The organism is Microseira wollei NIES-4236 (genome assembly GCF_020521235.1).
Classification (GTDB): domain Bacteria; phylum Cyanobacteriota; class Cyanobacteriia; order Cyanobacteriales; family Aerosakkonemataceae; genus Microseira; species Microseira wollei.
In genome coordinates this window covers 1-11,247 of sequence record NZ_BLAY01000242.1, presented here as the reverse complement: position 1 = coordinate 11,247, position 11,247 = coordinate 1, and the positions used below count along the sequence as shown (strand labels likewise).

Here is an 11,247-nt window from a genome sequence, read left to right as displayed (position 1 = left end):
AATGTTCTTTCCCTGGGAAGGTTTTATGCTTGCCGTGCCGAGAAACCGGGTTGGCAGGGTAGTAGCACGGCGGCGGAAATGTTCTTTCCCAGGGAAGGTTTTATGCTTGCCGTGCCCGTAACCGGGTGGGCAGTGATTGGGCACGGCGGGGGAAATGTTCTTTCCCAGCGAAGGTTTTATGCTTGCCGTGCCGAGAAACCGGGTGGGCAGGGATTGGGCACGGCGGGGGAAATGTTCTTTCCCTGGGAAGGTTTTATGCTTGCCGTGCCGAGAAACCGGGTTGGCAGGGTAGTAGCACGGCGGCGGAAATGTTCTTTCCCAGGGAAGGTTTTATGCTTGCCGTGCCCGTAACCGGGTTGGCAGTGATTGGGCACGGCGGGGGAAATATTTTGTCCCAGGGAAGGTTTTATGCTTGCCGTGCCCGTAACCGGGTTGGCAGTGATTGGGCACGGCGGGGGAAATATTTTGTCCCAGGGAAGGTTTTATGCTTGCCGTGCCGAGAAACCGGGTGGGCAGCGATTGGGCACGGCGGGGGAAATGTTCTTTCCCAGCGAAGGTTTTATGCTTGCCGTGCCGAGAAACCGGGTGGGCAGGGATTGGGCACGGCGGGGGAAATATTCTTTCCCTGGGAAGGTTTTATGCTTGCCGTGCCCGTAACCGGGTTGGCAGTGATTGGGCACGGCGGGGGAAATGTTCTTTCCCTGGGAAGGTTTTATGCTTGCCGTGCCGAGAAACCGGGTGGGCAGGGATTGGGCACGGCGGGGGAAATATTTTGTCCCTGGGAACATTTTATGCTTGCCGTGCCGAGAAACCGGGTGGGCAGGGATTGGGCACGGCGGGGGAAATATTTTGTCCCTGGGAAGGTTTTATGCTTGCCGTGCCGAGAAACCGTGTATCTGCGATTGGGCACGGCGGGGGAAATATTTTGTCCCAGCGAAGGTTTTATGCTTGCCGTGCCCCTACTTGTTGGCGTCTTCTTGTTAATGTTGCCCTGCCCGTAACCGCTGAGAAATTTATTCTAGATTTCGCTTGATTTTGCCAATTTCTGTTACCCAACGGCGGCGACTGGCATGTTCTAAATTTACAATGTCTTCTAAGGACCAGTGGAAGTGAAAGGCAATGCAGGCTACCTCCTCATAGATTTGGTCTAAGGGGTAGCCTGGGACTCCCCCGATAGTTCTAACTCCACGTTAAAGTTGCTATTGCATTGAGGACATTTAACCCGCATCGTGGCGCTGCCCTGTTGGTTAATTTGATTGTAAAATGTCCGCAAGTATGCTAAATCCTGGGTGAAAAGATTCTCTAATAAATCGGGCGTCACTGAAGATAATTCGCCCAAATTGGTAATCACTCGCGCCAGCATGACTAAAACGCTATAGGCTGGATTGTCTCGGACTCGCGGCTCTTTTTGCAGCCAAATTTCATCTTTAGCTGTTGCGAGGCGCATCATTCCCTGGCGGTGAATTTTTCCTTGCTCATCGACTAAGCCTTTGGGCAGGATAAATTTAAATTCTGTCTGTAATTCATTGGTCATGGCTGTTTAAATTTGGCTCTTGAATTTTTCAATTAATAAGTCTCGTTGTTGTTGAGCTAGGGCGTAATTGGGATTGACGTTCAAAGCGGCTTCAAAGGCTTCGAGTGCTTTTTGGTTTTCGCCCAGTCCGACCAGGGCTAAGCCTTTCCCAGTCAAGACGTAAAAGTTATTGGGGCTGATTTGCTCTGCTTGTTCGTAAGCTGCCAAGGCTTCTTCATACTGTTTTAAATCTACTAAGACAACGCCTTTATTATACCAACCTTCTAAGGATTTAGGATTGAGTTGAATTGCTTGATCTGTAGATTGCAATGCATTTTGGTAATCGGTTAAATTCCAGAGAGCTACGCTGCGGTTAGCCAAAAGATCGGCACAGAAGTTTTTGGCGGATTTCAGGATGTTTTCGTATTCTTTTAAATTCCAGATGCCTAGATTTTGGTTGTTATACAAAATTTCGGTACAGGTGAGGTTTTCCTGAAAGTTTATATCGTTGTTTAATGCTTTTTCATAAGCTTTGAGGGCTTCTCTGTACTGTTTGATTTGGCTGAGTATCCGGCCTTGATTGAACCAGGCTTGACTGTATTTAGGATTGAGTTCAACGGCTTTTTGCAGGGCGTCTTGGGCGTCGTCGTACTTTTGTAAGTGCCATAGGCTGACGCCTTTGTTGTTCCAAGCTTCGGCGAAGTTAATATTAATATTGAGAGCGCGCTCCGCGTCAGAGATTGCATCTTGGTATTGTCCCAATCCGATTAAGGCGCTGCTGCGTTGATTCCAAGCATAGGCGGGATTTTTATCGCCCCAGTTTCCATCACCTGCTATGGCATTTTCACAGGAATTCAGGGCTTCTTTGTAATTTCCGATTCGGTTAAGTGTGGCGCAGCGGTTTACTTGGGCTAAACTCGATTTAGGATTAATTTGAATGGCTTTATTATAAGAAATGAGTGCTTTTTCATCCTGGCCTAATTTTTCAAACAGAATTGCTTGGTTTGTCCAAGTTGTAGCATCGTTGGGATTGACTGCTAAAGCTTGTTCGTAAGATGCGATCGCTTCCACTATTTGTCCCGCTTTCTGTTGTGCTGTTGCTCTGGTAATTAAAGCCGTTGCTGGAGCCGTATCTTGCGCTTGATTGCAAGCGGCTATTGCTTCATCATACCTGCCCAAATCTGATAGAGTTCCACACCGTTCCAGCATGGCTAAAGAATTATCTGGATTGATGGTTAAAGCGCGGTCAAAAGCAGCGAGTGCTGCTTCATTTTGGCCGATTTTTTTTAAAGCTAAACCTCTATTATACCAGGCCAGAGCGGGGGAAGAATTGCCCCAATTGCCATTAACTTTTAGAGCTTGTTCTAGGGAGGCGATCGCGTCATCATATTGACCCAATTCATAGAGTGCTGCGCCTCGTTGCGTCCAAGCGAGAGAATTTTTAGCATCAAAGCGCAATAAATAATCGTAGGAGGCGACAGCTTCGGCGTATCGTTTAAGTTGAAATAGCACATTGCTGCGACTTGACCAAAGTTGGGGATTTCTGCTTTTTGGTCTAAGGGTAATGGCTCTCTCGCAAGCCGCCAAAGCTTCATTATAATTTTGTTGGCTTTCCAACACCCGACATTGATTTGCCCAAAAATTAAAGTCTTTTAGCTCAAAGTCTCTTGTTTGCGCCGAGACTGGAACCCCCGAGTGAATAAAAATACCTAGAACCGCCGCCGTAACGCCGAGGGATTTAAAAAAGGGTTTCATAAATTTGGCCTATATGGAAAAATTGTATTTTAAACAAAGGAAAACGGGGCGACTGACCAAGGCAGCCGCCTGTTTCAAATCTTTAAGATTGCACCCCAACACGATGACTGAAAGGTATTTTGAACCCTGATAAAATTAAGATATAACAGATTGGAAGTGCTAGGGATAATACAAAAAATTTTTTAATCCGGAGTTTTGCCAGCAGCAGATGGAGTGATGAGATTAAAAATTTTGACCTACAGTGTAAGATCGATCGCATTGCTGTACCTAGTTTCGGCAAGTGCATCCGGGGTGCAGTCAAAATCAGTGATAGATTGTTCCCCGCGTCATTTCGTCCCCGCGTCCCCACGTCACACCTGTAACGGAACATTCGTGGCGCAAGAGTCCCCAAGCATCAGACGCCTGCGGGAAACCAGAGACTGTGCGGGATGCAACCTCAGCAACGCCAACCTCGCCAACGCATACTTGCGCGAAGCGAATCTGAGAAACGCCAACCTGACCAACGCCAACTTGCGGGGCGCTGACTTAAGCGGTGCTTATTTAAGAAATGCTAACTTGCAAAATGCTTCGTTGCGGGGTGCTAATCTTAGCAGTAGCGACTTGAGAGCGGCAGATTTGCGGGGAACCGACCTCAGAGACAGCAAAATCAACTACGAAACCGAAATAGATAGCAAGTGGCGCATGGTTTGGGAAATTGTCAATCAACCTGCCAGAGGTCGAGATATGCGAAGAGCGAATCTGCAAGGCGCTAACCTTAGTAGTGTAAATTTAAGTCAAATTAACCTAGAAAATGCCAACCTAACAGGTGCAAACTTGAGCGGAACAAACTTGCAAAACGCCAACTTGAGCAACACCAATCTCAGCGGTGCAAACCTATTTATTGCCGACCTGAAAAATGCCAATCTCAGTAGCGCCAATTTAACCAATGCCAACCTGACAAATGCCGACCTGCGCCAAACAAATCTGAGTCAAGCTAACCTAGATCGAGCGAACTTGAGTAGCGCTAACTTGGGTGGATCCAATTTAAGCAATACCAATCTAATGTCCGCAAATTTGAGAGAAGCTGACTTAACCGGAATTAATTTAAATGGCGCTAACTTAAACGGCGCAGATTTATTTAATGTCAGCCTCAGAGATATCGATTTAAACAGTACAAATCTGCGGGGTGCTAATCTCAGAGGCGTTAACTTTAGGGGGGTAAATCTGAGAGGAATCGAGTTGGGTGGCGTCAACTTAAGCGGTGTAAATTTAAGCGGTGCCGACCTCAGCGGTGCCAATTTAAGCGGTGTTATTCTCAAACAAGCAATTCTGGCAAAAGTTAATTTAAGAGGCGTCAATCTCACCGATGCAGACTTGAGTAATGCCGATTTAAGTAATGCCGATTTAAGCGGAGCTAACCTCAGCGGCACAAACCTCAGCAATGCCGATTTAAAAGGAGCAACTTTAAGCGGAATCACGCTAAATTCTGCTACTAATTTGTGCGGGACAACTATGCCAGATGGAAGTCAAAGACGTTGCTAATTGCTAATGGCTAATTGCTAATTGGTAATTGAAATCCGATCCCCCCTCACCCCCCTTATCTAAGGGGGGACAAGAGCAAAAATCTGAAATATGATTGGTAATTGAAATCCGATCCCCCCTCACCCCCCTTATCTAACGGGGGGACAACAGCAAAAATCTGACTCCCCTTATCTAAGGGGGGGACAACAGCAAAAATCTGACTCCCCTGATTCAGGGGGGGACAACAGCAAAAATCTGACTCCCCTGATTCAGGGGGGGACAACAGCAAAAATCTGAAATCTGAAATCTGACATCTGAAATCTGAAATGGTATGACTCATCAATCCTTCCCGCCACCACCGATAAATCCTTTCGATCGCCTTCACGTTTATGACGGACTGATGATGAATTCCAAACGGTGGTTGCTGGCGCATGAATATCATCGCCGCCGCCAAAATGTTCACTATCAGTCACTCAATCAACCGGGAATTGTTTGGGGATTGGGAGTAAGATTAATCGACGCACCAGCAGAAGCAGACGCTCAATTTAGAGACGGACGTTGGGTAGAAATTCAACCGGGAATTGCGATTGATGTAGAAGGAAATCCCATTGTTGTTGATGCGGCGATCGACCGCAAATATCGCATTCGCACCCCAGCGCCGCTAACGGGAAGTTTGACAGTTTATTTAGTGGTCAGTTATGTAGATCCTTACAATCACGATCGGCAACAAAACTCGGAATTGTTGAGGGAATGGATTCGGTTTGATGAAAGAAAAGATACACCGGAAGACCATCAAGTAGAATTGTGTCGCATTGAATTGCAACCTGGTATCGTTAAACTGGAAAAACCAAGCGATGTTTTATTTCCTGATGGGAATCAGTTAGATTTACGCTACCGAATGCAAGCCAAAGCTAGACCGGAAGCGGTAGTGAAGGTAGCTCAAATGAGACAAAGTGAGGCGGATTACGATAATGGGAGGAAAAAGTTAAGTAATAAAATAGAAGAAAACCTTTCCTATTTAATGCAATCTGTCGCTGCACTTTACCCCTCTTTACAGGGAGAAACAGAAATCGGGAAAGTCAGCTTACAAACTTCTAGAAGTGTAGCCGCTTATGACTTACTTTATCTGGCAGATTCGCAAGTCGTCGAGTTTGAAGAGGAAGAAATTGAAACCCTCAGAAGCTATTTAAGAACAGGGGGGATTGTTTTAATAGATTCTCCCAGTTATAATGAAGATTTAGCCGATATCATTATTAACGATATTATTACAGATGAGTTAGAAATTGATTTGAAACCTTGGCAAGAAATCAGCCGCGAACATCCTCTGCGATCGCAACCTTTTTTATTTGGCGCACTCCCGAATATTAATCAACAACAGATTGAACTGTGGTCAGGCGGTGGGGTTATTTTAGTCAGGGGTGCTTTATCTGAAGCTTGGGGATTGGATGAGGAATATTTGCGCGATCGCAACGAAATACGTACCGCACAAGAGTTAGGTATTAACATCCTGCATTTAGCGTGGCGGCGACGACAAATGACCCAGTTAATGCAATAGTTTTTGCTGGCTAATGGCTAATCGTCAATAAAATACCAATTAGCAATTAGCAATTAGCAATTAGCCATCACCAATTAGCAATTAGCAATCACCAATTATGCCAAATCTTGTTAAAGCAATAGTTTCCAAAAAAGAGCTAAAGTTAACCCCTGGCGATGAAAGTAGCAATGGCGATAACGAATTTGACGTAACCGTTGTCAACGAAAGCGATAAATTCGCCAGCTTTTATGTAGAACTGACAACCATTGGAGCAGAAGCAGACTCTAATATTAAATGGTACAGCTTAAATCCAGAAGTATCGGCGAAAAAACCCCCAGGCGCTAGTACAACATTTCACGTAGTTATAACCAAGTCGCCGATTCAGGTTTATGAGACGACGATTGACCTGACTTTAAGAGTATTTTCCGTTGAATTTTCCCAGTTATTTACTAGCCAAAAACTCAGATTAACCATTAAAAAAGCTCTCCGACCTTTGCAGCTTTACCTCCCAGTTAAAGACCTCAAAGTTTTTCCGGGGGATGAAATAGAAATTCCGGTCATAGTCTATAACTTAAGTCCAAAAGCTACTACAGTCAGACTCAATATTTCTGAATTAAGTCCAGAGTGGATGACCAAAGGAACTACACAAAGCTTTCAAATAGATGCGGGAGATTCAAAGAAGACCAGTTTCTGGTGTCAACCTCCAAGAAATCCTGAAACTCTCAGTCAAGAATATGATTTCACCATAGAAGCGAAATCCGATACCAGTACCCGCAATCCCCGCGAACAAGGGACTTTAGAAGTTTTACCCCAAGGGACTGTGGAGTTTAGCTGTAACCCCAAAGTGCAAAGAATCCCGCGATTAAAAGGAAAAGTTTATGGGAAGAAATCTAAATTTCCAACTTACGAACTGCAATTTGAAAATAACAGCAATTTACCCCAACAGGTTGATATCCAAGTTTCAGAGACAGATAAAAAGCAATGCGAGTTAGTGATTCCTGAAGGGATAAACATGGAACCGGGGGAAGCGAAACCGACGTACTTGGTAGCCAAAAAGCGACGACCTTGGTGGTGGCTAAAACGACGATTATTTTTTGAAGTTTCGCCAATTTTAAAAGAACCCGATACAGGGTTTCCCAGCACCCAAATTCGTCCTAACCCCAGCACCCAAGTTTTGGAACTGCAAGTTTTGCCGATAATTCCGGTTTCGCTTCAGTTTTTGGGGTTGCTTTTAACCCTACTGCTGCTTTGGTTGTTGTGGTATCTTTATCCTCAAGATTATCATAAAGGCCCCGTTCATTCGGTGCGGTTAATTGGGAATAGCAGCTTAGTCGTCAGCGGTTCCAGCGACCAAACAATACGACTTTGGCAAGCAGATAGAAGTCCTTGGAAACCGGATATTCGTCGCCTTAAATACGAGGGGTTTATTGCCGATAAAACTGAAAAAGCCGTGCGGGTGATCCGCCAAAGTCCCAGGGAAGATTATGTCATCGCCGCCGGATTAGAAAGTGGTGATATTAAACTTTGGAACGTGTTGACCAAGATTCCTCCCCAGTCGATTTACACCGGGACAGATAGGGTTTTTGACCTGACTTTTAGCAAAGATTCCCGCTATTTATTCAGCGGACATGGTAGCGGGATTGTGCGTCAGTGGAATTTGGAATTTGGCACTAAAAATCCCCGAATTGCAGATGCTGGTTTTACTGTTTATGCGCTGAGTTTGAGCGAAAATCAGCAGGAAAGACCAAACACTCTGGTTGTTGTGGGAGGACGGTACAATAAATTAGCCTTGTGGGACTGGATTAACAGCAGGATTTACGCACTGAAATATCAATGGCAAGACTGGAAAAAAGACAATAAATTTGACCCGGTAATGGGGCAAAATCAATACATTGATGGACTGGCGATCGCAGACAAGAAAAATCTGCTAGCATCATCGGATAACGAAGGATACATTACCCTCTGGAGTATGAATGCAGTCCGCCAATGCATCCGCGATAAACAGCTAGAGGAAATTGAAAAAGGTGTGGAGAATCAAAAAAAAGATGGGGTGGGAAATCTTATCACTTCGCTAGAATGCGACAATGCTATCTTAGATCAGTGGCGAGATGGTCATAATAACCAACCCGTTCGTTCGGTAGCATTGACGCAAAATGGTTGCTATTTAGCCAGCGTGGGAGATGATGGAAAAGTCATGCTGTGGGAATTGGAAAATAGAATGCGAACGCCAAAAAACCAAAACGGAAAAATCATCGCCTCTTCTCCCGGAATCAGACTCAACAGCGTGGATATAAAAGCAGTAGACGACTACCTCCTCATCGCCACCGGCGACGATCAATATCGAGTCAGACTCTATCGCGTCCAGGGGATAAACAACAATGACAATGCAAATTGCAAATAACCCCTTATTTATCGAAGACCTCTCCTTAGACGCCAACCAAATTACGAGAGGTTCTACCGCTCAACGTCCTATCATTGTCAAAAATTTAGGCGACAAAAAAGCCGATATTGATATTTGGATCGCCGCCACCGACGCCAAATCAGAACCCTTGCTACAGTGGTGTAATTTCGACAAAGTGAACCCCCTGAGATTAGAGGCAAAAGAAGACTGCAAAGTTATTTTGTCTTTTGAAATTCCAGCGCAAGCAACCCCAGACTTATACAACTATGAAATTTTAATTGAAGCGCCAGTTCAATACCCCGATAAAATTTTTCGCCGTCCTCAGCAACTGCGGGTTTTGCGTTCCGATCAAGATGCAGAATGGGGAAATGAACCCGGATTTACCTTACAACCATTAACCAACTCTGCTAACCCTTATCTTCTCAAAGCCGGAGAAAAATTAGAAGTCAAAGTTACCGTTGAAAACCGATCTAAAAGAGTCGATCGCTTTTATTTAAATTGCCCGGAATTACCAACAGAATGGTATAATATACGCTATCCAGAAAGCGGATTAGAAACCGCTGGGTTAGTCCAAGAAACCGATGGGTTGCAATTGAACCCAGGTAAAACAGGCGAAATTACCTTAATTTTACATCCGCCTCAATATACACCAGCAGGTAATTACTTTCCCACCGTCCGCTTGATATCTAGAAACAAAGAAGAAGATTTAGTTTTGTTGGATGTAGTTTACCTGCAACTTCTTCCCGACGAAACATTAACCGTCGAGTTGCATCCCCTCTTGCTCAAAATACCAACCCAACAAGGTAAATTTCAAGTTCAGTTAATTAACCAAGGTAATATTACCCGCGAAATTGCCATTTCTGCAAGCGATCGCGAGGAACTTTTCACCTATACCCCCGAAAGTGTCCCACTACCAATACCCCCTGGATACACCAGCACCATCCCCTTAAATGCAAAACCCCGCAAGTGGTGGCGGCGTCCTCTCTGGGGAAAAGCACTCGAATTTAATTTTGTCCTAGAACTCGAAAACAACAAGCTATTATTCCTACCAGAAAACACCAAACCGCCACAACTTCCCAAAGAATTACCCCAAGGAACGATCGTATGGGAACCGCGTCCTTGGTGGCAAATTTGGCTACCCATTCTCCTACTGCTTTTACTAGCTTTGGGATTAATTTCTGTCGGGGCTTTTTTCTACTGGCAGAAAGTTTTAATTCAACCAAAACTCAATAAAGTTGAGCCAACTGAAAAGGTTTATCAAGAACTTGACGGAGAGACAGTTATTTTAAACTTGTCCATTCGTGATTGGCGGAATTGGGAATTTAAAGATTGGCGATTTCAAAATAACCCAAAACTATCGACATTAAAGATTATCCCTCAAAGCCGTGAAGGAACGGGAAAGATAATCAGTTACGACTACAACCAGCTAGTAAAGTTATGCCAACTTCAAAACCAAAATCTCAACTGCACGAATATACCGACCGAAATCAAGAAAGCTGGCGAGTATACTTTTAAAATCGAAGTTTATTCCCAAGGAAAAAATAAACCAACAGACTCCAAAGACACAGATACTATTATCATTGAACCAATCGATACGCCAAAAATTATTGAATTTTCATCTAACAAGCCAATTTATAGAGAAGTTCTCAAAGAGCAGGTTTTTCTGAATTGGAAAATCAGCAATCCGAACCAAATTCAAAATTTGATTTTAACCCAGCAGGTCAGTAACGGTTCACCTGTCAAAAAAACTTTCATCCAGTGTAACCCTCAAGAATTGAAACCTCAAGTTCAACCAAAGCTTAGTACGGGCAAAATTGAAAAAATCAACAATATAGATGTCCTCGTTTGTCAAGGCATAGCCACAAACGTTACCCAAGCTGGGGATTATACTTTTAAATTAGAAGTGTTTCCCAAGCAAAACCCCACCCAACCTTCAGATACCAAACAGACGGATACCATCACAATTCAACCCGTACCCATACCGAAAATTATTGACAAAATTTTACCGAATAAACTTACCTATGAATACAAAGAGCCAATTTTTCTGAGTTGGAGACTCAGCAATCCCAGTCAAATTCAAGAATTGAGGATTATTGAACAGGGTAGTGATGCAGCGGTGACTAAAAACACAATTCCTCTGAATCAATGCCAACCTCAACAATTGAAACCCGCAGTTTCTCAGCCAATTAATCCATTTAAAATTGAACCGGCACCAGAGATTCTCATCTGTGAAAATATCCGCATGACTCCCACTAAAGCAGGGAGTTATACTTATAAACTCGAAGTTATTTCTAGGCAAAACCCTAACCAACCTTCAGATGCCAAAGAAACCGATACTATTGTAGTTAAATCCTTACCAGTCCCGAAAATAGACAGAATTGTCCCTAACAAACTCGCTTATGAATATAAAGAACCAGTTCTTTTAAGTTGGAGTATCAGCAACTCTAGTCAAATTAAAGAATTGAGGATTATTCAACAGGGAAGTGATGGAGTGGTAACTAAAAACACAATTCCCCTGAGTCAATGCAAACCGCAACAATTGAC

General features: G+C 44.1%; 9 protein-coding genes. 6 read left to right on the top strand and 3 right to left on the bottom strand.

All coding sequences use genetic code 11. The features are described from left to right. A partial coding sequence (locus MiSe_RS43825) for a hypothetical protein (protein WP_226592739.1) occupies positions 1 to 351 on the top strand: 351 nt, incomplete at its 5' end. Then, on the top strand, positions 333 to 1,001 hold the full coding sequence (locus MiSe_RS43820; protein WP_226592737.1) for a hypothetical protein: 669 nt from the start codon (positions 333 to 335) through the stop codon (positions 999 to 1,001). The genes MiSe_RS43825 and MiSe_RS43820, both read left to right, overlap by 19 nt. Positions 1,002 to 1,013: 12 nt before the next feature. Here the strand turns inward: MiSe_RS43820 and MiSe_RS52380 are convergent, their stop codons facing one another. The 3 genes from MiSe_RS52380 to MiSe_RS43810 are packed head-to-tail and all read right to left on the bottom strand — an operon-like array spanning position 1,014 to position 3,268. Further along, the gene (locus MiSe_RS52380; RefSeq protein ID WP_307731652.1) at positions 1,014 to 1,142 is read right to left on the bottom strand and encodes a DUF6760 family protein; all 129 of its coding nucleotides are present in this window, start codon (positions 1,140 to 1,142) and stop codon (positions 1,014 to 1,016) included. A 5-nt stretch (positions 1,143 to 1,147) separates the two neighbouring features. Next, positions 1,148 to 1,534, bottom strand: coding sequence for a phage tail assembly protein (locus MiSe_RS43815; protein WP_226592735.1), 387 nt, complete (start codon positions 1,532 to 1,534; stop codon positions 1,148 to 1,150). A gap of 6 nt (positions 1,535 to 1,540) precedes the next feature. Further along, the gene (locus MiSe_RS43810) at positions 1,541 to 3,268 is read right to left on the bottom strand and encodes a tetratricopeptide repeat protein (RefSeq protein WP_226592733.1); all 1,728 of its coding nucleotides are present in this window, start codon (positions 3,266 to 3,268) and stop codon (positions 1,541 to 1,543) included. 216 nt (positions 3,269 to 3,484) lie between these two features. On the opposite strand from MiSe_RS43810, the gene MiSe_RS43805 reads away from it, so the two are divergent. The 4 genes from MiSe_RS43805 to MiSe_RS43790 form a co-directional block, all read left to right on the top strand. Beyond that, complete coding sequence (locus MiSe_RS43805; protein WP_226592731.1) at positions 3,485 to 4,789, top strand: pentapeptide repeat-containing protein; 1,305 nt, start codon at positions 3,485 to 3,487, stop codon at positions 4,787 to 4,789. A 310-nt stretch (positions 4,790 to 5,099) separates the two neighbouring features. Beyond that, positions 5,100 to 6,323, top strand: coding sequence for a DUF4159 domain-containing protein (locus MiSe_RS43800; protein ID WP_226592729.1), 1,224 nt, complete (start codon positions 5,100 to 5,102; stop codon positions 6,321 to 6,323). A 97-nt stretch (positions 6,324 to 6,420) separates the two neighbouring features. Beyond that, complete coding sequence (locus MiSe_RS43795) at positions 6,421 to 8,703, top strand: WD40 repeat domain-containing protein (protein ID WP_226592727.1); 2,283 nt, start codon at positions 6,421 to 6,423, stop codon at positions 8,701 to 8,703. Continuing rightward, the coding region (locus tag MiSe_RS43790) for a COG1470 family protein (RefSeq protein ID WP_226592725.1) at positions 8,681 to 11,247 on the top strand (2,567 nt) is incomplete at its 3' end. The genes MiSe_RS43795 and MiSe_RS43790, both read left to right, overlap by 23 nt.